This is a genomic window from Streptomyces camelliae (genome assembly GCF_027625935.1).
GTDB lineage: Bacteria > Actinomycetota > Actinomycetes > Streptomycetales > Streptomycetaceae > Streptomyces > Streptomyces camelliae.
In genome coordinates, this window is record NZ_CP115300.1 from 5,495,129 (window position 1) to 5,516,256 (window position 21,128).

General features: G+C 70.4%; 19 protein-coding genes. 11 read left to right on the plus strand and 8 right to left on the minus strand.

Features of this window, described 5'->3' with window-relative positions:
* Positions 1–13: 13 nt before the first annotated feature.
* Positions 14–1,519, minus strand: coding sequence for an oligopeptide:H+ symporter (locus O1G22_RS25190; RefSeq protein WP_270083391.1), 1,506 nt, complete (start codon positions 1,517–1,519; stop codon positions 14–16).
* Between the two features lie 490 nt (positions 1,520–2,009).
* Here O1G22_RS25190 and O1G22_RS25195 point away from each other — a divergent pair, with 490 nt between their 5' ends.
* The gene (locus O1G22_RS25195) at positions 2,010–2,687 is read left to right on the plus strand and encodes a response regulator transcription factor (RefSeq protein ID WP_020940464.1); all 678 of its coding nucleotides are present in this window, start codon (positions 2,010–2,012) and stop codon (positions 2,685–2,687) included.
* Between the two features lie 40 nt (positions 2,688–2,727).
* Positions 2,728–3,999, plus strand: a complete 1,272-nt coding sequence (locus tag O1G22_RS25200; protein ID WP_270083392.1) for an ATP-binding protein — start codon at positions 2,728–2,730, stop codon at positions 3,997–3,999.
* A gap of 32 nt (positions 4,000–4,031) precedes the next feature.
* On the opposite strand, the gene O1G22_RS25205 is transcribed toward O1G22_RS25200, so the two are convergent.
* Complete coding sequence (locus O1G22_RS25205) at positions 4,032–4,541, minus strand: GtrA family protein (RefSeq protein ID WP_270083393.1); 510 nt, start codon at positions 4,539–4,541, stop codon at positions 4,032–4,034.
* A gap of 182 nt (positions 4,542–4,723) precedes the next feature.
* Between O1G22_RS25205 and O1G22_RS25210 the strand changes: the two genes are divergently transcribed.
* From O1G22_RS25210 to O1G22_RS25220, 3 genes are read left to right on the plus strand one after another with little or no spacing between them, the layout of a single operon-like run.
* Positions 4,724–5,863: a 5-(carboxyamino)imidazole ribonucleotide synthase gene (locus O1G22_RS25210; RefSeq protein WP_270083394.1), complete on the plus strand. Its 1,140-nt coding sequence runs from the start codon at positions 4,724–4,726 to the stop codon at positions 5,861–5,863.
* Positions 5,860–6,393 carry a 5-(carboxyamino)imidazole ribonucleotide mutase gene (gene purE, locus O1G22_RS25215; protein ID WP_270083395.1) on the plus strand — a complete coding sequence of 178 codons (534 nt, stop codon included), beginning with the start codon at positions 5,860–5,862 and terminating at the stop codon, positions 6,391–6,393. Before O1G22_RS25210 ends, purE begins: the two co-directional genes overlap by 4 nt.
* 6 nt (positions 6,394–6,399) lie before the next feature.
* Positions 6,400–7,584 carry a dipeptidase gene (locus O1G22_RS25220; protein ID WP_270083396.1) on the plus strand — a complete coding sequence of 395 codons (1,185 nt, stop codon included), beginning with the start codon at positions 6,400–6,402 and terminating at the stop codon, positions 7,582–7,584.
* Here O1G22_RS25220 and O1G22_RS25225 read toward each other — a convergent pair.
* The gene (locus tag O1G22_RS25225) at positions 7,527–8,672 is read right to left on the minus strand and encodes an alkene reductase (protein WP_270083397.1); all 1,146 of its coding nucleotides are present in this window, start codon (positions 8,670–8,672) and stop codon (positions 7,527–7,529) included. The two genes, O1G22_RS25220 and O1G22_RS25225, sit on opposite strands and share 58 nt — an antisense overlap.
* A 61-nt stretch (positions 8,673–8,733) precedes the next feature.
* Between O1G22_RS25225 and O1G22_RS25230 the strand changes: the two genes are divergently transcribed.
* Both O1G22_RS25230 and O1G22_RS25235 read left to right on the plus strand, forming a co-directional pair.
* Complete coding sequence (locus tag O1G22_RS25230) at positions 8,734–9,093, plus strand: MerR family transcriptional regulator (protein WP_270083398.1); 360 nt, start codon at positions 8,734–8,736, stop codon at positions 9,091–9,093.
* 151 nt (positions 9,094–9,244) lie between these two features.
* Positions 9,245–10,354 carry a dipeptidase gene (locus O1G22_RS25235; RefSeq protein WP_270083399.1) on the plus strand — a complete coding sequence of 370 codons (1,110 nt, stop codon included), beginning with the start codon at positions 9,245–9,247 and terminating at the stop codon, positions 10,352–10,354.
* Between the two features lie 123 nt (positions 10,355–10,477).
* Here O1G22_RS25235 and O1G22_RS25240 read toward each other — a convergent pair whose 3' ends face one another.
* A complete protein-coding gene (locus tag O1G22_RS25240) occupies positions 10,478–11,821 on the minus strand; it encodes a UDP-glucose dehydrogenase family protein (protein ID WP_270083400.1) in 1,344 nt (447 codons plus the stop codon).
* Positions 11,822–12,009: 188 nt separating this feature from the next.
* Between O1G22_RS25240 and O1G22_RS25245 the strand changes: the two genes are divergently transcribed.
* A complete protein-coding gene (locus O1G22_RS25245; RefSeq protein ID WP_270083401.1) occupies positions 12,010–13,167 on the plus strand; it encodes an acyl-CoA dehydrogenase family protein in 1,158 nt (385 codons plus the stop codon).
* Between the two features lie 79 nt (positions 13,168–13,246).
* Here the strand turns inward: O1G22_RS25245 and O1G22_RS25250 are convergent, their stop codons facing one another.
* Positions 13,247–14,059, minus strand: a complete 813-nt coding sequence (locus O1G22_RS25250) for a class I SAM-dependent methyltransferase (protein WP_270083402.1) — start codon at positions 14,057–14,059, stop codon at positions 13,247–13,249.
* Positions 14,060–14,224: 165 nt separating this feature from the next.
* Between O1G22_RS25250 and O1G22_RS25255 the strand changes: the two genes are divergently transcribed.
* Positions 14,225–14,584, plus strand: a complete 360-nt coding sequence (locus tag O1G22_RS25255) for a four-helix bundle copper-binding protein (protein WP_225099055.1) — start codon at positions 14,225–14,227, stop codon at positions 14,582–14,584.
* Between the two features lie 77 nt (positions 14,585–14,661).
* On the opposite strand, the gene O1G22_RS25260 is transcribed toward O1G22_RS25255, so the two are convergent.
* Complete coding sequence (locus tag O1G22_RS25260) at positions 14,662–15,990, minus strand: LCP family protein (protein WP_270083403.1); 1,329 nt, start codon at positions 15,988–15,990, stop codon at positions 14,662–14,664.
* A gap of 119 nt (positions 15,991–16,109) precedes the next feature.
* On the opposite strand from O1G22_RS25260, the gene O1G22_RS25265 reads away from it, so the two are divergent.
* Positions 16,110–16,670: an acyl-CoA thioesterase gene (locus tag O1G22_RS25265; protein WP_225099053.1), complete on the plus strand. Its 561-nt coding sequence runs from the start codon at positions 16,110–16,112 to the stop codon at positions 16,668–16,670.
* A gap of 52 nt (positions 16,671–16,722) precedes the next feature.
* Here O1G22_RS25265 and O1G22_RS25270 read toward each other — a convergent pair whose 3' ends face one another.
* On the minus strand, positions 16,723–18,237 hold the full coding sequence (locus O1G22_RS25270) for an LCP family protein (RefSeq protein WP_487416681.1): 1,515 nt from the start codon (positions 18,235–18,237) through the stop codon (positions 16,723–16,725).
* Between the two features lie 128 nt (positions 18,238–18,365).
* Here O1G22_RS25270 and O1G22_RS25275 point away from each other — a divergent pair, with 128 nt between their 5' ends.
* Positions 18,366–19,409: a glycosyltransferase family 2 protein gene (locus O1G22_RS25275; protein WP_270083404.1), complete on the plus strand. Its 1,044-nt coding sequence runs from the start codon at positions 18,366–18,368 to the stop codon at positions 19,407–19,409.
* A 65-nt stretch (positions 19,410–19,474) separates the two neighbouring features.
* On the opposite strand, the gene O1G22_RS25280 is transcribed toward O1G22_RS25275, so the two are convergent.
* A complete protein-coding gene (locus tag O1G22_RS25280; protein ID WP_270083405.1) occupies positions 19,475–21,079 on the minus strand; it encodes an LCP family protein in 1,605 nt (534 codons plus the stop codon).
* Positions 21,080–21,128 lie beyond the last annotated feature (49 nt).

The window sequence follows — 21,128 nt, forward strand, 5'->3', positions numbered from 1 at the left end:
CAAGTCCGAACGACTAGTGAACGTCGCCCATCAGCTTGTTGACCTTCTTGCGGTACATCCACACCGCGACACCGGCGACCACGGCGAGGACGGCCTCCAGGGCGACGAAGCCCTGCTTGTCGAGGTTGACGCCGCCGATGGCCGGGTTCGACACCAGCGCGGTGATCGAGTCGCCCGCGGTGACCGCGAGGAACCAGACGCCCATCATCTGGGAGGCGTACTTCTTCGGCGCCATCTTCGTCGTCACGGACAGACCCACCGGAGACAGCGTCAGCTCACCGACGGTCTGGACGAAGTAGATCGCGACCAGCCACATCGCCGCTGCCTTGTGACCGCCGTCGGCGATCGAGAGCGGGGCGAGGAAGAGGAAGAAGGACGCGCCGATCAGCACCAGGCCGGAGGCGAACTTCACGATCGTGCTCGGCTCCTTGCCGCGCCGGTTCAGCCACAGCCACAGCCAGGCGAAGACGGGCGCCAGCGCCATGATCATGACCGGGTTGACCGACTGGTACCAGGAGACCGGGAAGTTCCAGCCGAGGATCGAGTTCTTGGCGCTGCTGTCGGCGAACAGCGACAGGGTCGAACCGCCCTGGTCGTAGATCATCCAGAAGACGGCGGCGGCGACGAAGAACCAGATGTACGCCGACACCTTCGACTTCTCGTCCGCGGCCAGGTCCTTGTCCCGGCGGATGCGGGCGATGACCAGGATCGGCACGATCAGGCCGATGAGGGTGAGCGGGATCAGCGCCCAGTTCAGGGTGAAGTGGCCGGTGCCGCCGACGACGCCGTAGAACACGGCGGCGATGGCGAGCCAGATCAGGCCCTTGCGCAGGGTGGCGGACTTCTCCGCGGGGGTCAGCGGGGTCGGGACCTCGCTGCTCTTCGCGCTCAGGTGGCGGCCGCCGAGCAGGTACTGGGCCAGACCCAGCGCCATGCCGAGCGCGGCCAGCGCGAAGCCCAGGTGCCAGTTGACGTTCTCACCGACGGTACCGATGACCAGCGGCGCGGCGAAGGCGCCGAGGTTGATGCCGATGTAGAAGAGGGTGAAGCCACCGTCCCGGCGCGGGTCGTCCGGGCCCTTGTAGAGGTGGCCGACCATCGTGGAGATGTTGGCCTTCAGCAGACCCGAGCCGATGGCGACGAGACCCAGGCCGACGAAGAAGCTCGCGGCGACGGGCAGGGCCAGGCACAGGTGGCCGAGCATGATGATGATGCCCGCGACGGCGACCGTCTTGCGGGGGCCGAGGAATCGGTCCGCGACCCAGCCGCCCGGCAGGGCGAGCAGGTACACGAGCGACACGTACACCGAGTAGATCGCGGTCGCCGTGCCCGCGCTCAGGTGCAGGCCGCCCGGGGCCACCAGGTACAGCGGGAGCAGGGCCCTCATGCCGTAGTAGGAGAACCGCTCCCACATCTCGGTCATGAAGAGAGTGGCCAGGCCGCGGGGGTGGCCGAAGAAGGTCTTCTCGGAGCCGGGGGTGCCCGGACGGACCGAGTCCTTCGTCAGGCTGGACGCCATGGTCGTTCCTTGCTGGTCGGGACGCGCGTAGAGCGCTGCGCGCCCGGTGGGGTGCGGCCGGCACCGGCGGGGTCGGCCGTCCACCCCCACGCCCGAGGGGAGTCCGCATCCGGATCACGGAGCGGGGGACGGCGACCACCGGGATCCACGCCCCGACGCGACGATGCGTCCGGAGCCCGGCCAGAGGTCATTCCTTTCAAGGCTGATCTTGATCAGCCCGCACACAAAAGAGACCTTCAGCGTCAGATGCCCGCCAAAGGTCCCCTGGTGTACTACAGGCGTTCACGTCACTGTACGGCAGGACACTGCCGGATATGGAAGGACTTGAGACGCGGATCACAGGTGTCGGGGGAACCGCAGGACCGGTTTCGAAGGTCTCCCCTACGATCGCATCTCCAGACCGATGGTTCATACCAGCAGTACAGCAAGGTAAGAGTTCCTGGAGGCGATCACACCCCAGCAGTGTGTGCGGGCGGTCTACCATCACTCCATGACCCGTGTACTGCTCGCCGAGGACGATGCGTCCATCTCGGAGCCACTGGCCCGCGCCCTGCGCCGCGAAGGTTACGAGGTCGAGGTGCGCGAGGACGGACCCACCGCGCTCGACGCCGGTATGCAGGGCGGCGTCGATCTGGTCGTACTGGACCTGGGACTGCCCGGCATGGACGGCCTGGAGGTCGCCCGCCGGCTGCGGGCCGACGGCCACACCGTGCCGATCCTCATCCTGACCGCGCGGGCCGACGAGGTGGACACCGTCGTCGGTCTGGACGCGGGCGCCGACGACTACGTCACCAAGCCCTTCCGGCTCGCCGAACTGCTCGCCCGGGTGCGGGCCCTGCTGCGTCGCGGTGCCGCCGAGCCCCAGCAGCCGCCGGCCACCCACGGCGTGCGGATCGACGTCGAGTCGCACCGCGCGTGGATGGGTGACGAGGAACTCCAGCTCACCGCCAAGGAGTTCGACCTGCTGCGGGTCCTGGTGCGGGACGCCGGCCGGGTCGTGACGCGCGACCAGCTGATGCGCGAGGTCTGGGACACCACCTGGTGGTCGTCCACCAAGACCCTCGACATGCACATCTCCTGGCTGCGCAAGAAGCTCGGCGACGACGCGGCGAACCCCCGCTACATCGCCACCGTACGAGGCGTGGGCTTCCGCTTCGAAAAGAGCTGAGCCCCTCCCGGGGGCCAGCGATCACCGCAGGTAACAGAACATGCGCCGACGTCTCATCCAGTCCACCCTCGCCGTCGTCCTCGTGGTGATCGCCGTCTTCGGGGTCTCCCTGGTGATCGTCGAGACCCGGACGATCAGCAACAGCGCGCAGGAGCGGGTGGACTCCGAGGCGCTCCGGCTCGCCAGCATCGTGGACAGCCGGATCCTGGCCGCGGAGAACGTCAACGCGAGCGCGTTGCGCAACCCGGTCAGCAAGGACCAGTACGCGGTCATCCGCCTGCCCGGACAGGCGCCGATCGAGATCGGCACCAAGCCGCAGGGTGATGTGATCCACGCCACCCAGCAGGGCGAGGAGGGCGAGACGGTCACCGTGCAGGAGCCGCGCTCCGCGGTCACCCGGGAGGTCGGCCGGACCCTGCTGATCATCGGGCTGGTGGCGCTGCTCGCGGTGGTCGCCGCCGTCCTGCTCGCCATCCGGCAGGCCAACAAGCTCTCCAGCCCGCTGACCGACCTCGCCGAGACCGCCGAGCGCCTCGGCTCCGGCGACCCGCGCCCGCGGCACAAGCGGTACGGCGTCCCCGAGCTGGACCGGGTCGCCGATGTGCTGGACGCCTCCGCCGAGCGGATCGGGCGGATGCTGACGGCCGAGCGGCGCCTGGCCGCCGACGCCTCCCACCAGCTGCGCACCCCCCTCACGGCCCTGTCGATGCGCCTTGAGGAAATCACCCTCACGGATGACCCGGACATCGTGAAGGAAGAGGCGAACGTCGCGCTGACCCAGGTCGAGCGGCTCACGGACGTGGTCGAGCGGCTGCTGACGAACTCCCGCGACCCGCGCACCGGCTCCGCCGTCACCTTCGACCTGGACGAGGTCATCCAGCAGCAGCTCGCCGAGTGGCGGCCCGCCTACCGCAGCGCCGGCCGGGCCATCGTCAGCTCGGGCAAGCGGCATCTGCAGGCCGTCGGTACGCCGGGCGCGGTCGCGCAGGTGCTGGCCGCGCTGATCGAGAACTCGCTCATGCACGGTGGCGGCACGGTCGCGCTGCGTACCCGGGTCACCGGCAACCAGGCCGTGGTCGAGGTCACCGACGAGGGTCCCGGCGTCCCGGCCGACCTCGGCGCGCGCATCTTCGAGCGCACGATCAGCGGCCGCAACTCCACGGGCATCGGCCTGGCCGTCGCCCGCGACCTCGCGGAGGCCGACGGCGGCCGCCTGGAGCTCCTCCAGGCCCAGCCCCCGGTCTTCGGACTGTTCCTGTCCCGCACCCCACCGGCCCGGAAAACGGCGGAGGACCGGCCGACGGTCCGTTGAGATCCGTGCGGCCGGTCCTGCCGGTGGTGCGACTACGGAACGCGCTGCGTCTTGGGCTCGGGCTCGGTCGTGCGAGGCCTGCTGGACTCGGCCACCAGGATCGACTCCGCCTCCTGCGCCGGCTGCACACGGAACACCCAGGTGCGGTACGACCAGAACCGGAACAGGGTCGCGACACCGATACCCACGAACTTGGAGACGTTGCTCTGCAGCGGACTGTCCCAGCCGAAGCCGTAGGTCGCCAGGTAGAGCACGCCGTTCTCGATCACGAGGCCGATGGCGCTGAAGAACAGGAACAGGGTCAGTTCCTTGGTGCGGCCGCTCTTCTCGCGGTCCCGGTACGTCCAGTACCGGAAACCGACGTAATTGAAGGCGATGGCGACCACGGTGGCGATGATGCTCGCGCGTACCACTTGCAGGTGGGAGGCGTTGCGCACCAGGTTGAAGACGCCGAGATTGACAAAGATGCCCGCGACGCCGACGGTGCCGAACTTGGCCACCTCGCGCACGAGTCGTTGCAGCCCCGAGGAACGAGGTTCCATGACTGGGCAGCTCCCGTCGGTAGGTTTCGTCAGCCCGCCCATGCTAACCACCCGAATCGCCCTATGCCTGTGGAGGGGGCCACAGCTCGGCAACAGTCCGGAAAGAGGCCGGGAAGCCGGCGGTAAGAGGCCGTACGAGGGACGCGATCCGGCTGCCTCGGCGTGGCCGATACGCTATAGGCGTGACGTTCCCGGTAGTCGGCATGGTCGGCGGGGGGCAGCTCGCGCGTATGACGCACGAGGCGGGCATCCCGTTGGGCATCAGGTTCAAGCTTCTCAGTGACACCCCTCAGGATTCCGCGGCGCAGGTCGTGAGCGATGTCGTCATCGGCGACTACCGCGATCTGGACACGCTGCGTGACTTCGCGCGCGGGTGCGATGTGATCACTTTCGATCACGAACACGTGCCCACCGAGCACCTCAGGGCCCTGGAGGCGGACGGCATCCCCGTGCGCCCGGGGCCCGACGCGCTGGTGCACGCCCAGGACAAGGGGGTGATGCGCGCGAAGCTCGACGCGATCGGCGTCCCGTGCCCGCGGCACCGCATCGTCGCCGACCCGGAGGACGTCGTCCGGTTCGCGGCGGAGGGCGACGGCTTCCCGGTCGTCCTGAAGACCGTCCGCGGCGGCTACGACGGCAAGGGCGTCTGGGTCGTGGAGTCCGCGGAGGAGGCCATGGACCCGTTCCGGGCCGGCGTCCCGGTCCTCGCCGAGGAGAAGGTCGACTACGTCCGCGAGCTGGCCGCCAATGTCGTACGGTCCCCGCACGGCCAGGCCGTCGCCTACCCGGTGGTCGAGTCCCGGCAGGTGAACGGCGTCTGCGACACCGTGATCGCGCCCGCCCCCGACCTGCCCGAGGCCCTCGCCCTGCAGGCGGAGGAGATGGCGCTGCGGATCGCGAAGGAACTCGGCGTCGTCGGGCATCTCGCCGTCGAGCTGTTCCAGACCCGCGACGGCCGTGTCCTCGTCAACGAGCTCGCGATGCGCCCGCACAACTCCGGCCACTGGTCCCAGGACGGCGCGATCACCAGCCAGTTCGCCAACCACGTCCGCGCGATCCTCGACCTCCCGCTCGGCGACCCCCGCCCGCGCGTGAAGTGGACGGTCATGGTCAACGTCCTGGGCGGCGACTACCCGGACATGTACTCCGCGTACTTGCACTGCATGGCCCGCGACCCCAAGCTCAAGATCCACATGTATGGCAAGGACGTGAAGCCCGGCCGCAAGGTCGGACACGTCAACACCTACGGCGATGACCTGGACGACGTGCTGGAGCGCGCCCGTCACGCAGCCGGATACCTGAGAGGCACCATCACCGAATGAGTACCGCTGCCGGCCCCGCCGTGGGCATCGTCATGGGGTCGGACTCCGACTGGCCCGTCATGGAGGCCGCCGCCAAGGCGCTGGACGAGTTCGAGATCGCCTACGAGGTCGACGTCGTCTCCGCGCACCGCATGCCCCGCGAGATGATCACGTACGGCGAGCAGGCCGCCGACCGCGGTCTGAAGGTCATCATCGCCGGTGCGGGCGGCGCCGCCCACCTGCCCGGCATGCTCGCCTCGGTCACGCCCCTGCCGGTCATCGGCGTGCCCGTGCCGCTGAAGTACCTGGACGGCATGGACTCGCTGCTGTCCATCGTGCAGATGCCGGCCGGTGTCCCGGTCGCCACCGTCTCCGTCGCCGGTGCCCGTAACGCGGGTCTTCTCGCGGCCCGGATCCTGGCCACGCACGACGAGGACCTGCTGCACAAGATGCGCGACTTCCAGCAGGACCTCAACGATCAGGCCACGGAGAAGGGCAAGCGGCTGCGTGCCAAGGTCGAGGGGTCGAGCGGGTTCGGCTTCGGGAAGTAACAGGCAATGACCTCAACTGACGAAGCACGGTCCCTGCTGCGCGAGTTCCCGGTCGTCGACGGCCACAACGACCTGCCGTGGGCGCTGCGCGAACAGGTCCGCTACGACCTCGCCGCCCGCGACATCGCCGTACACCAGAACGAGCACCTGCACACTGACATCCCGCGGCTGCGCGAGGGCGGTGTCGGTGCGCAGTACTGGTCGGTGTACGTGCGCTCGGACCTGCCCGGGGCGGCGGTGGCGACGCTCGAACAGATCGACTGCGTACGGCAGTTGATCGCCCGGCACCCCACCGATCTGCAGGCCGCGCGGACCGCCGCCGACATGGAGGCGGCGCGCGCGGACGGCCGTATCGCCTCCCTCATGGGCGCGGAGGGCGGGCACTCGATCGAGAACTCCCTCGGCACCCTGCGCGGTCTGTACGAGCTGGGCGTGCGCTACATGACGCTCACCCACAACGACAACAACGACTGGGCGGACTCCGCGACCGACGAGCCCAAGGTCGGCGGTCTGTCGGCGTTCGGCCGCGAGGTCGTCCGGGAGATGAACCGCCTCGGCATGCTCGTCGACCTGTCCCATGTGGCGACCACGACGATGCGGGCCGCGCTGGACACCTCGTCCGCGCCGGTGATCTTCTCGCACTCCTCCGCGCGGGCCGTGTGCGACCACCCGCGCAACATCCCCGACGACGTCCTGGAGCGGCTGCCCGCCAACGGCGGCATGGCGATGGTGACGTTCGTGCCGAAGTTCGTGCTCCAGGCGGCCGTGGACTGGACGCTGGCGGCCGACGAGAACATGCGCGCCCACGGGCTGCACCACCTCGACACCAGCCCGAGGGCGATGGAGATCCACCGCGCCTTCGAGGAGCGCCACCCGCGCCCCATCGCCACGGTGGCCACGGTCGCGGACCACCTGGACCACATGCGCGAGGTGGCCGGCATCGACCACCTGGGCATCGGCGGCGACTACGACGGCACCGCGTTCACCCCGGACGGCCTGAACGACGTCTCCGGCTACCCGAACCTGCTCGCCGAGCTGCTGGAGCGCGGCTGGTCCAAGGCCGATCTGGCCAAGCTGACCTGGAAGAACGCGGTGCGGGTGCTGGGCGCGGCGGAGGACGTGGCCCGCCAGATTCAGGCGACGCGCGCGCCCTCCAACGCCACGATCGAGTCGCTCGACGGCGACGCCTGACCGTCCAGGGCGGGGTAGTCGTTGTACCCGGCGGCCCCGCCCACGTACATGAAGTACCGGTCCCGGACCGGGTTGAGGGGTGCGCCGGTGCGCAGCCGCTCGACCAGGTCCGGGTTGGCGAGGAAGGGCCGGCCGAGGGCGACCAGGTCGGCGCCGGCGGCCAGCATCGCGCGGGCGGCCCGGGTGACGGCCTCGGTGGTGAGGTCGGTCAGGTCCGGGTTGCCGATCAGGACACCGGGCCAGTCGGCGCGGATCCGCCGGTACCAGCCGGCCTCCGGGTCGGAGCGCACCAGGTGCAGATAGGCGAGGTCCAGCCCCTTCAGCCGGTCCAGGAGGGCCGCGTAGAGGTCGCCGGTGTCGTCCTCGCGGACGCCGTTGACGGTGGAGGCGGGGGAGATCCGGATGCCCACCCGGTCCGCGCCGATCGCGTCGGCCACCGCCTCGGTCACCTCGGCCGCGAACCGCACCCGCCGCTCCACCGAGCCGCCGTAGGCGTCGGTGCGGAGGTTGGTGTTGTCCGCGAGGAACTGGTGCAGCAGCATCCCGTTGGCCGAGTGCACCTCCACGCCCTCGAAGCCCGCGTCGACGGCCCGGCGCGCGGCGGCGGCGAAGTCGGCGACCGTGGCGCGGATGTCGTCCGCCGTCATCTCCCGGGGTACGGCAGCCGGCCGGTGGCCGCCGCGCGTGAAGATCGTCTCCGGCAGCGGTACGGCGGAGGGGGCGAGCGGGGTCAGTCCGGTGGTCGCCGGGTGGCTCACCCGGCCGCCGTGCTGGAGCTGGAGGAACATCCGCCCGCCGCCCGCCCGGACCGCGTCGGTGACCCGCCGCCAGCCCTCTTGATGCCGGTCGGTGTGGATCGCGGTGATGTCCGGGTACGTCTGCCCGACCGGGTTCGGCGTCGAGCCCTCGGCGATGATCAGCCCGGCGGAGGCCCGCTGGGCGTAGTGCGTGACCATCAGGTCGGTGGGGGTGCCGTCGGCCGCCGCGCGGTTGCGGGTGAGCGGCGCCATCACGAGGTGGTGGGGGAGGGCCAGCCGGCCGAGCCGGGCGGGGGCGAGGAAGTCCGTGGAGTCCGTTGTCTGCGTCATGCCGGCACGGTAGAACTTGACACCGATGTGAGATTCAAGCCCTCTTCCGGCGGAGGCGGACATGCGGATCGGCGAACTGGCCCGGCGCACCGGGGTGAGCGAGCGATCGCTGCGCTACTACGAGACCCAGGGGCTGCTCCGCGCCGGGCGCACCCCCGGCGGCCATCGCGACTACCCCGAGCCGGCCGTCGACCGGGTCATCAGGATCCAGGAACTGTACGCGGCCGGGCTGCACAGCGAGAAGATCCGGCAGCTGCTGCCCTGCATGCGCGACCAGGACGGCGGGCCCTCCGCGATCGCCACGCCGAAGCTGGTCGCCGACCTGAGCGCCGAGCGGGACCGCATCGACCGCATGATCGCCGACCTGGTGCGCTCCCGGGAGACGCTCGACGAGGTGATCCGGGCGGCACGGGATTCCTGACGGGCCGGGCGGGGTGGTCCGGGCGGCCCGCGACACCTGACCTGCCGTACCCCCGAACGCCCCACTCACCAGGAAGCCTCCCCGCCCTCCGTGCGACCGTGGCCACTACGCCCCACCACGACGTAGCTCACGACGACGTACGGAGCCCGCCATGGCCGACCTCCAGCACGACATCTCCACGACCAGCGAGGTCGGCGTGGACGGCGGCCTGCCGGACGACCCCTTCGGCAAGGAGCCGCACACTTCCGACGGCGGACTCCTGGCCCAGGCCCACGCCCTGCTCGCCGATCACCCGGTCGCCGACGGCTACAGCGGCCTGCCCTGGGCGCTGCGCCATCTGCCCTGGTACGACCTGGAGCTGGGCGAGGCCGCCGTCGACACCGATGTGCCCCGGATGCGCGAGGGACATGTGGGGGTGCTGTTCTGGTCGCTGCACCTGCCCGAGGACGCCGACGGACGGCGGGCGACGGCGGCGACCCTGGAGCAGCTGGACCAGGTCCGCGCGGTGATCGAGACGCATCCGGAGGGGCTGCGTCTGGTGCGTACCGCCGGGCAGATCATCGACGCCCGCAACTGCGGCCGGGTCGCCGTGGTGCCGGGCCCCGCGCACGCCGCCGCGCTCGACGACTCCCTCGGCATCCTGCGCATCCTGCACGCCCTCGGCCTGCGCGTCCTCACCCTGTCGGGGACGGCGTGGGCGGGCGCGGACGGGCTGTCGCGCTTCGGCGAGGAGGTGGTCCGCGAGCTCAACCGGCTCGGTGTGCTGGCCGACGTCTCCGGTGCCTCCGCCGCCACCGCCGAACGCGCTCTCGCCCTGTCCAAGACACCCGTGCTGTGCACCCGCTCCGCCGCCCGCGCGCTGCGCCCGCACCCGGCCAACCTGCCCGACGAGCTGCTCGCGGCGCTGGGCGAGGCGAAGGGGCTGTGCATGGTGCCGCTGACCGCCGAGCAGACCGGGCCGACGGTCCGGGACGTCGCCGACCACCTCGACCACGTCCGCGAGGTGGCCGGCCCGGAGTGCGTCGGCCTGTCCGGCACCTACGACTCCGGCGCCGTCCACCCCCGCGACCTCGCCGACGCCTCCCGCTACCCCCACCTGATCGCCGAACTCCTCCGCCGCGGCTGGTCCGAGGCCGAGCTGTCCCTGCTGACCTGGGGCAACGTCCAACGGGTGCTGCGCAGCGCGGACTTCACGGCCCGCGCGGCCCAGCACCGCAGGGAGGCGCCGCACGCGAGGATCACGGAGCTGGACAACTCCTGACCGGTCCCAGGGCGCGTGCGACACCGGGAGTTCACCGGCCAGGTATGTGTCCGGTGGGGCAGAATGCGGAAAGACGCCGGTTCGGCCGACTGAGCCTCGGCCGAACCGGCGTCACCCGGTGGTCTACGCGGTCGGCCGGCCCATCGCGCGGTACGTCCAGCCCGCGCGGCGCCACAGCTCCGGGTCGAGGGCGTTGCGGCCGTCCAGGACCAGCCGGGTCGACGCGACCTTGCCGAGCGCCACCGGGTCCAGCTCGCGGAACTCGCGCCACTCGGTCAGATGCAGCACGGCGTCGGCGCCTCGCACGGCCTCCAGCGCCGAGCGGGCGTAGCCGAGGGTCGGGAAGACCTTGCGGGCGTTGTCCATGCCCTTCGGGTCGTACACGGTCACCTGGCCGCCCTGGAGGTGGATCTGGCCGGCCACGTTCAGCGCGGGCGAGTCACGGACGTCGTCCGAGTCGGGCTTGAAGGTGGCGCCGAGCACCGCGACCCGCTTGCCGAGGAAGGAACCGCCGCCCAGCGCCTCCCGGGCCATCTCGACCATCTGACCGCGCCGGCGCATGTTGATGGAGTCGATCTCGCGCAGGAAGGTCAGCGCCTGGTCGGCGCCCAGCTCACCGGCGCGGGCCATGAACGCCCGGATGTCCTTGGGCAGACACCCGCCGCCGAAGCCGATCCCGGCGCGCAGGAACTTCCGCCCGATCCGGTCGTCGTACCCGATGGCCTCGGCGAGCTGCACCACGTCACCGCCGGCGGCCTCGCACACCTCGGCCATCGCGTTGATGAAGGAGATCTTGGTCGCGAGGAAGGAGTTCGCCGCCGTCTTCACCAGCTCCGCGGTCGGGAAGTCGGTCACGACGAACGGCGTGCCCTCGCCGACCGGGGTCGCGTACACCTCGCGCAGCAGCTTCTCGGCGCGCTCGCCGCGCACGCCCACCACGATCCGGTCCGGGTGCAGGGTGTCCTCGACGGCGAAGCCCTCGCGCAGGAACTCCGGATTCCAGGCCAGCTCCGCCTCCGCGCCCGCCGGGGCGTTCTCGGCCAGGTAAGCGGCCAGCCGCTCGGCCGAGCCGACGGGCACGGTCGACTTGCCGACGACCAGGGCCGGACGGTGCAGATGCGGGGCGAGAGAGGCGATGGCGGAGTCGACGTACGACATGTCGCAGGCGTACTCGCCGTGCTTCTGCGGCGTGTTGACGCACACGAAGTGGACGTCACCGAAGTCCCCGATCTCGGCCCAGTCCGTGGTGAACCGCAGCCGCCCGGTCGCCCCCTCGAACCCCGCGACATGCTTGCGCAGCAGCTCTTCCAGCCCCGGCTCGTACATCGGGGTCTCGCCGCGCTCCAGCATGGCGATCTTCTCGGGGACGACGTCGAGCCCGAGCACCTCGAAGCCGAGTTCGGCCATGGCCGCGGCGTGCGTGGCGCCGAGGTAGCCGGTGCCGATCACGGTGATCTTCAGGCTCATGGGATGCGCTCCAGCTCGGACTCGGGTACGTCGGTGATGCGGCCCCTGAGCATAGTCGGGCGCCTCGCCGGGCAGCTTCACCGCTGTCGTGTAGCTCACGTAGGCGTCATGCGGACGGACCTCTAAAATTTGAGTTACTTAACGGTAATTAGCGTCAGTATCACTGCGTCTTTGGAGCGTGAGAGACCGTGGCCGGATCGGCTGACTTCGACCTGTACCGCCCGTCCGAGGAGCACGACATGCTCCGCGACGCCGTCCGCTCCCTGGTCGAGGCGAAGATCGCGCCGTACGCCGCGGCGGTGGACGAGGAGGCCCGCTTCCCGCAGGAGGCCCTCGACGCCCTCGTCGCCAACGACCTGCACGCCGTGCACGTCCCCGAGGAGTACGGCGGCGCCGGCGCCGACGCGCTCGCCACGGTCATCGTGATCGAGGAGGTGGCCCGCGCCTGCGTGTCCTCCTCCCTCATCCCGGCCGTGAACAAGCTCGGCTCCCTCCCGGTGATCCTCTCCGGCGGCGAGGAGCTGAAGAAGAAGTACCTGACCCCGCTCGCCAAGGGCGACGCGATGTTCTCGTACTGCCTCTCCGAGCCGGAGGCGGGCTCGGACGCGGGCGGCATGAAGACCAAGGCCGTGCGCGACGGCGACCACTGGGTCCTCAACGGCGTCAAGCGCTGGATCACCAACGCGGGCGTGTCGGAGTACTACACGGTCATGGCGGTGACGGACCCGGAGAAGCGCACCAAGGGCATCTCGGCGTTCGTCGTCGAGAAGTCGGACGAGGGCGTCTCCTTCGGCGCCCCGGAGAAGAAGCTCGGCATCAAGGGCTCCCCGACCCGCGAGGTCTACTTCGACAACGTCCGCATCCCCGCCGACCGCATGATCGGCGCCGAGGGCACCGGCTTCGCCACCGCCATGAAGACCCTGGACCACACCCGCATCACCATCGCCGCCCAGGCGCTCGGTGTCGCGCAGGGCGCCTTCGACTACGCCAAGGGCTACGTCCAGGAGCGCAAGCAGTTCGGCAAGGCGATCGCCGACTTCCAGGGCATCCAGTTCATGCTCGCCGACATGTCCATGAAGATCTCGGCGGCCCGCGCCCTCACCTACCAGGCCGCCGCCGCCTCCGAGCGCGGCGACGCCGACCTCACCTACCTGGGCGCCGCCGCCAAGTGCTTCGCCTCGGACGTGGCCATGGAGGTCACGACGGACGCCGTCCAGCTGCTCGGCGGGTACGGGTACACGCGGGACTATCCGGTGGAGCGGATGATGCGCGACGCCAAGATCACCCAGATATACGAGGGCACGAACCAGGTCCAGCGGATCGTGATGGCCCGCAACCTGCCGTAACGGCACGGGAGTTCACGGCTCTCAGAAAGGCGCCCTCCGGGGCGCCTTTCGGCTCTGAGGGACACCGGTCGGAGCCGTCTCATGCCTGGCCGTGCGCCATCAGAGCCGCGTGAGGCAGCACCAGCGCGCCGTCGGGGCCGGTGAACTCCGCGCACAGCAGGTCGAAGTGTCCCTTGATTTCCGCGATGACGGCAGAAGCCTGACTCGTCACGATCTGCCCGATGGTCGCCACTCCGGCGGCCGGTCCGCTCCACCATTCCTCGCGCGTCGTCCGGTGGTCCCAGGCCAGGGTGTCGCAGGCGGCATTCCGCAGTCCGGCCTCGCCCAGCAGCGCGGCAAGGCCCTGCTCGGTGCGTGGGAAGTCGTCTTCGGGAGCGAGAGCCGGCAGATGAGCGGGGCGGGTGACGCCTGCCGCCTGGACGGCCCTGCCGAGGAGGGCCTGCCCGGCGGCCGGGGGCACCGCCCAGATCGTCACCGCTATGAGACCACCGGGGCGCGTCACCCGGCGCAGCTCTTTCAGGGCTTCCCGGGGCTGTCCGACGTGGTTGAGGACGAAGTTGCCGATCACGGCGTCGAACTCGTCGTCGGCGAACGGAAGCCGGGGGAGCGCGGCAAGCCGCACGTGGGCATCCGGGACCGCCTGCGCGGCTCGGGCGACCATGCCCGGATCGGCGTCCACCGCTGTGACGTTCGCTCCTCGCTCACACGCGGCTGCCGCGACAGTGCCGGTGCCCGTTCCCACATCGAGGACCCGGGCTCCCTCTCGAACTCCGGCAGCTCGGAGAAGGCCGGGCACGGCATACGCACAGAGCTTGGCGAAACTCGCGGCATAGGCGTCGGCCTGCCCTGCCCACGCCCGCCGCTCGGACCGATCGAACACCGTCTGCGCCATTCTGGACCCCTCCCGCGACAACCATGCTGACGCAAGCTTGATCAATCATGGCCTGGCCGGGCCGCACCTGCCGACCGGTCGGTCACATGCGGGCCGGGCCCCGGGGACATAGGACGGAAGCACACGGGGACCCGTCGAGCGTCCCCCTTCCCCCCAGGAGGAGCCATGGCCCAGCCCACGATGACACCCATGACCCAGCAGATGCAGGACTGCGTCGACGCCTGCATGACCGCGCACAGCATGTGCGAGGAGACCATGAGTTCCTGCATGCAGATGGGCGGTCAGGCCCAGATGCAGATCATGCGCGCGCTCATGGACTGCTCCGAGACCACTCGGATGTGCGCCGACATGATGATGCGCCGCTCGCCGATGTCGGGCGAGATGTGCGCGATGTGCGCCACGGCGTGCGACATGTGCGTCGAGGCGTGTATGCGGATGCCGGACGACCCGCAGATGAAGCGGTGCGCGGACGCGTGTCGCCGCGCGTCCGAGATGTGCCGCGCCATGGCGGGCGCCGGCATGTGAGACACGGAGCGGCCTGAAAGGCGGCCGAGGGCACCCGCACGGAAACGGGTGCCCTCGGCCTTCGTGCGACGATCGGCTCAGTTGCCGGAGACGGTGACCTTCTGGTCGTTGTTCAGCTCGTCCACCAGGGTCTTGACCTTCGCCTTGTCCCAGACGAGGTTGCCGCCGACGGAACCGGAGATCGGCATGTTCAGCGACGTGCCGCCGCCGCCCTGGACGCCCTTCATCGCCCAGAACATCGAGGCCAGGTCCCACAGGGACATGTCCTTGTCGACGATCAGGGAGTCCAGACCCGCGCCCATCACCGGGTAGAACGTGAAGGGGTTCAGGATCGTCGACGGGGTGGCCACCTGGTGGGCCAGCGCCGACAGGAACTTCTGCTGGTTCTTGGTGCGCTGCAGGTCGGACGCGGCGAAGGCGTGCCGGGTGCGGACGAAGGCGAGGGCCTGCGCGCCGTTCAGTGTCTGCTTGCCCGCCTTGAAGTTCGCGCCGGACCACTTGTCCGAGAAGCCCTTGTCGATGTTGATCTCGACGCCGCCGACCGCGTCCACGATGTTCGCGAAGCCCTGGAAGCCGATCTCCACGTAGTGGTCGATGTGCAGACCGGTGTTGGCCTCGATCGTGCGCACCAGCAGCGTCGGTCCGTCCTCGGCGTAGGTCGCGTTGAGCTTCTCCTGCCGGCCCGTGGCGGGGTAGACCTTCCCGGACGTCGAGCCCTTGTATGACGGCACGGTCACGTTCGAGTCGCGGGGCAGCGAGACCAGCGTGTCGCCGTTGTCGCCGACGTGCAGGATCATCATCGAGTCCGTGCGCTTGCCCTCGGCGGAGCCGGTGTGCAGCTTCTTCTCGTCTGCCTTGGACATGCCCTCGCGGCTGTCCGAGCCGACGATCAGGTAGTTCGTGCCCGAGCCCGACGCCGGGCGGTCGATCACCTGGGACAGGTCGACCTCGCGGCGCAGCTTGGAGTCGGCCCAGAAGTAGGTCGCGACCGAGGTGATGACGATCACGCTCGCCAGCGTGATCGCGGTCCACTTGATCCGCCGCCGCCAGTTCGGACGCGGCCGGTACCGGTCGAGCTCCGGGTCCGGGTCGTTGTCGTTGGGTACGAAGCCGCCGCCCCGCCGGCCGCCGCCGTAGACCTGCCCGGTGTTGTAGCCGCTGTCGTAGCCGGCTCCCTCGTCGTGTCCCTGCCCGTCCACGTACGACGGCTGCTGCGGGACACCGGCCCCGTACGGCGGCGCCGCCGGGCCGGGGTCGCCGTACGCCGAGCGCTGCCCGGGCGGTACCGCCGGGCCGCGTCGCACCTGACGCATCACCTGGGCGCCGTCCGGCTGCGCGCCGGCACTCCCGCGTCCGTAGCGGGGTCCGCGGTTGTCGTCGGACCATCCCTCGGGCCAGTCATTCATGCGCCCCAGTGTGCAGGGCGCCGCCATGTGGCTTACAAGGGATGTCGGAAAATCAGGGCGGCGCTGTTGCGAAGCTGACACAAATTCCGCGAAAGTCACATCGGCATAAGGTGGAGGGCATGACAGACCAGGCCACGGGCGCGGAACCGGACATGGAAGTGGACATTCCGGGTAAGCCGACGTCCGCCTCGCGCACCACCCTCAGCCACATCATGACCCACAACGACACCAACCTCCTCGGCACGGTGCACGGCGGGGTGATCATGAAGCTGGTCGACGACGCGGCGGGCGCGGTGGCCGGCCGCCACTCCGGCGGTCCCGCCGTCACCGCGTCCATGGACGAGATGGCCTTCCTGGAGCCGGTCCGCGTCGGCGATCTGGTCCATGTGAAGGCCCAGGTGAACTGGACCGGCCGCACCTCCATGGAGGTCGGTGTGCGCGTCCTCGCCGAACGCTGGAACGAGTCCGCCCCGCCCACCCAGGTCGGCTCGGCCTACCTGGTCTTCGCGGCCGTCGACGCCGACGGCAAGCCACGCCGCGTCCCGCCGGTGCTCCCGGAGACCGACCGGGACCGGCGGCGGTATCAGGAGGCGCAGATCCGCCGTACTCACCGGCTGGCGCGGCGGCGGGCGATCAGGGAGCTGCGGGAGCAGAGGGCGGCCGAAGGGTTCGAGGACTAGCACTCCAGCCGACTGGCACCCCGGTCACCGGGCGGCCGGTCCTCTCGGGGTGCTAACACACCACCTCGTTGCCGCGCACCGGCGTCGGCTGGGGCTGGCCCGGATCCTCGAACCGAACCCTGTGCACGTCCTTGAAGTCCGCCCCGGCCGTCACCCTCAGCAGCTGCCCCTGGCCGGGAACGGGCCGCAGCTCGGACCCGGGCAGCGCGGCGGCCAGCGCACGCGCGGACTTGTCGAACCGGGGGTCGTAGGAGATCACGGTGTGCGGCACATGAGATGCGGCCGTCGTCGGCCGGTGCGTCGTCGCGAACCCCGTCCCCGCCAGCGCGGCGTCCACCCGCTTGGCCAGCCCGGAGGTCCCCGTGCCGTTCTCCACCTGGACGCGGACCTGCCCCGGATCCACCTCCACCGGGGTCGCCGGGGCCGGCGGGGCCGGCGCGGGGCCGGTGTGATGCTGGGGCGAGGGCTGGTCCTTGGTGAGCGGTTTGTCGTCGCGCAGGGACGTGAACAGCTGGTCCGCCTTCGCCGGGTCCCACTTCAGGGTCGAGCCGAGGCCCTTGACCTCGTAGTTCAGCTGCCCGATGGGCACCGTGGTGAACTCGGACGAGGAGGGTGAGAAGTCCCGCATGGCCCGGCCGAGGTCGAGCAGCTCGTCGGTGCCGAAGCCCTCGTCGGCGCGGACCGAACCGAGCACCGCCCGGGTCACGTCCCGGAACCGCATCGGGTTCAGCAGCACCCCGGAGGAGGCGGTCTTCTCGATCAGCGCGGCCAGGAACCTCTGCTGCCGCTTCATCCGCCCCAGGTCGCTCGTGCCGTCGACGTGCCGGGCGCGTACGTACTGCAGCGCCTGCCCGCCCGTGAGGGTGTGCGTGCCGGGTGTGAGGTCGAGGCCGCTGTACGCGTCCTTCAGCGGGTTCGGCGTGCAGATCTTCACTCCGCCGAGGACGTCCACGGTCTTCATGAAGCTCCTGAAGTCGACCTCCAGATAGTGGTCGATCTTCACATGGGTCATGTTCTCGACCGTGCGGATGGTCAGTTGGGGGCCGCCCTCGGCGTACGCGGCGTTCAGCCTGATGGCGTGTGCCGGGTGCTGCTGCCCGGTGGCCGGGTCGGTCCGCGCGGGTACCTCGGCGTAGGAGTCACGCGGCAGGCTCACCACGGTGGCCCGCTCCCGGTTCTCCGAGATGTGCACGATCATCATCGTGTCCGTGCAGTGACAGGCCGCCCCGCCCAGCCGGAACGCGCGCCGCTCCTGCTCGGTGATCCGGTCGCGGCCGTCGGTGCCGACCAGCAGCACGTTCATGCCGTGACCCGCCCGGGGCCGGTTCTTCATGTCCTTGAACGCGTCGACCCGGGCGATGCCCGCGTCCAGGCTGCTGATCACCGCGTGCCCGATCCCGGCCGAGGCGAGCACCACCACGGACAGGGTGGACACCGCCCGCATGGCCCAGCGCGGCCGACGCGGTCCGCGAACGGAGCGCACGGGCCGCTCGGGCGGGCGCGGCACACGGCGGGGCGGCTGTGGTCGGCGCTGCGGACGCGCGGGGGACCGGGGCGGGCTGGCCAAGGGGGACACCTCCGGACGAGGCCGTACGTGGGATCCGTGAGCACGGTAGGCCGATACGATCTCCAGCCCGGTCCCACACCCCGGTGGCGCGCACCGGTGTCCCCCGTTCGCGGTAACGTGAGGCCCCTATGAACGCCAAGCCCGACGTGCGACTCCCCGCTGTTTCCGTGATCATGCCCGTCCTCAACGAGGAGCGGCATCTGCGCGGAGCCGTCCAAGCGATCCTCGCGCAGGAGTACGCCGGCGAGATGGAGGTCGTGATCGCCCTCGGTCCGTCCACGGACCGCACGGACGAGATCGCCGCCGAGCTGGTGAACGAAACTGCGTCCAACGAAAGCAAGCGCGTCCACACCGTCCCGAACCCCACCGGCCGCACGCCCGCGGCGCTGAACGCGGCGATCAAGGCCTCCCGGCACCCGATCGTGGTCCGCGTCGACGGCCACGGCATGCTCTCGCCGAACTACATCGCCACCGCCGTCCGCCTCCTGGAGGAGACCGGCGCGCAGAACGTCGGCGGCATCATGCACGCCGAGGGCGAGAACGCCTGGGAGCACGCGGTCGCGGCCGCCATGACCTCGAAGATCGGGGTCGGCAACGCCGCCTTCCACACGGGAGGGGAAGCCGGACCCGCCGAGACCGTCTATCTCGGTGTCTTCCGGCGCGAGGCGCTGGAGCAGCAGGGCGGCTACAACGAGGAGTTCATCCGCGCCCAGGACTGGGAGCTGAACTTCCGCATCCGCGAGGCGGGCGGGCTGATCTGGTTCTCGCCCGAGCTGAAGGTGTCGTACCGGCCCCGGCCGAGTGTGAAGGCGCTGGCCAAGCAGTACAAGGACTACGGCCGCTGGCGGCACGTCGTCGCCCGCTACCACTCCGGCTCCATCAACCTGCGCTACCTCGCCCCGCCGGCCGCGGTGTGCGCGATAGCGGCCGGGATCGTCGTCGGCGCTCTGGTGAGCCCCGTGGGCTTCGTGATCCCCGTCGGCTACCTCGCGGCGATCGCCGCCGGCTCCGTCCCGGCGGGCAAGGGCCTGCCGCTGACGGCCCGGCTGCAGATCCCGGTGGCCCTCGCCACCATGCACATGTCGTGGGGCTGGGGCTTTCTGACCAGCCCGAAGGCGCTGGCGAAGAAGGTCATCGCCTCCCGGCGGCCCGCGGTGCTCAGCTCGCACTGAACCCATCCGAGAAGGCCCCTCCCAGACCGCTGGGAGGGGCCTTCTCGGCTACTGCCCGCAGGGCTTCACCACCGGTAGGGCCCGTAGACGTCCATGCACTTCGACGTGTCCGCGCCGTTGACGGCGTCGGTGCCGTCCGGGATGTCCCCGGCCTTCGGCTTCGACTCCTTGGGATACGACGTGCCGGTGCGCCAGTCCGCGCCGACGACGACCGTGACACCGGACACGTCGGTCGACTGCTTCACCGAACTCGTCGGGATCCCGAGGGCCTTGGCGACGGCCTCGGCGTCGCCCTGCAGGTCCGCGCTCGGGTACTGCACGACCGTCTTGTCCACCGACTGCGCGCCCGAGGTGTCGGCCGCCGCCCTGGCGTAACCCGCCTGTACGAGGACGTCGCTGATCGCCGACGCCCGGTGCTGCACGGCGGCCTCGGTCGAGGTCTGCGTGCCGTTCTGCACCAGCACCCCGAGCCGGCCCGGCTCCGTCGAGGGCGTCTTGGCCGGGGCGGGCTTGGCCGAGACCTGCTTCGTACCGGAGTCGCTCGTGCCGCCGTTCTTGTCCAGCGGCACGTCGTCGCGGAGCATCTGCCACAGCTTGGCGGAGTTCGCGGCGTCCGGCACCACGTGGTTGCGGGGGTCCTGCGGATCCGGCAGGTTGGGCATCGTCACCGACGTGATGCGGTCGGACGGCACCGACTTCATCTCCATGCCCAGGTCGTACAGCTTCTTGACGGTGCCGATCTCCTCGGACACCTTCAGGGACTTGGTGGCCGCCTCGGCCAGGTTCATCAGGCGCCCGGTGTCGGTGAAGATGTTCTGCTGCCGCAGCGTGCGCATCATCGAGTTCAGGTACATGTGCTGGGCGCGGGCCCGCAGGGGGTCGCTGCCCCAGGCGTGCCGGGTGCGCAGCCACTGCAGTGCCTGCTCGCCCTTGACCTTGTGCGTGCCGGCCGTCATCTTCAGCCAGGAGCCGCCGGGCTGGGCCGGGGTGGGGTGGTCCCACACGTTCTGCTTCACACAGACGTCGACCCCGCCGATGGCGTCCGCCATCCGCACCACACCCGAGAAGTCGATCGTCATCCAGTGGTCGATGTAGACCCCGGTGAGGTTCTCCCAGGTGGACAGCGTGCAGCCGGCCCCGCCCCGGCCCAGGGTGGTGTTGATGATGTCGTTCGTCGCCGGGTACGACTTGCCGGTGTCGGGGTCCTTGCACGGGGGGATGTCGACACGGGTGTCCCGGGGGATGCTCACCATGGCGGCGCTCTTGCGGTCCGCGGAGAGGTGGATGAGCATCTGCACGTCCGCGTTCGGGGGGCCGCCGACGCTGGACTTGCTGCCGCCGAGCTTCAGGTTCTCGGCCGAGTTACGGCTGTCCGAGCCGATCAGCAGGATGTTCAGCGGCGTCTGCCCGGCGGCGTTCGGCGCGGTCTTCTGCGCCTTGCCGTCGCCGCTGCTGCGCGCGCCCTTGCGGATGTTGCCGTTGAGGTGCTCGTAGTACAGATAACCGGCGCCGGCCGTACCGAGTATGACCACCGCGAGCACTGTCGCCGACCAGCGCAGAGCGCGCCGTCTGCGCCGCGGCCGGTCGGTCTGCACGCCGCCTCCGCGTCGTCCTCCGCCATGCCGGCCGGAGCCCTCCGCCGCTTCCGAGGACCGCGGCGTGAGCGACATCGTGTCGTCCCCCGCGGGAGCCTCGCCCCGCATGTCTCCCCGCACGTCT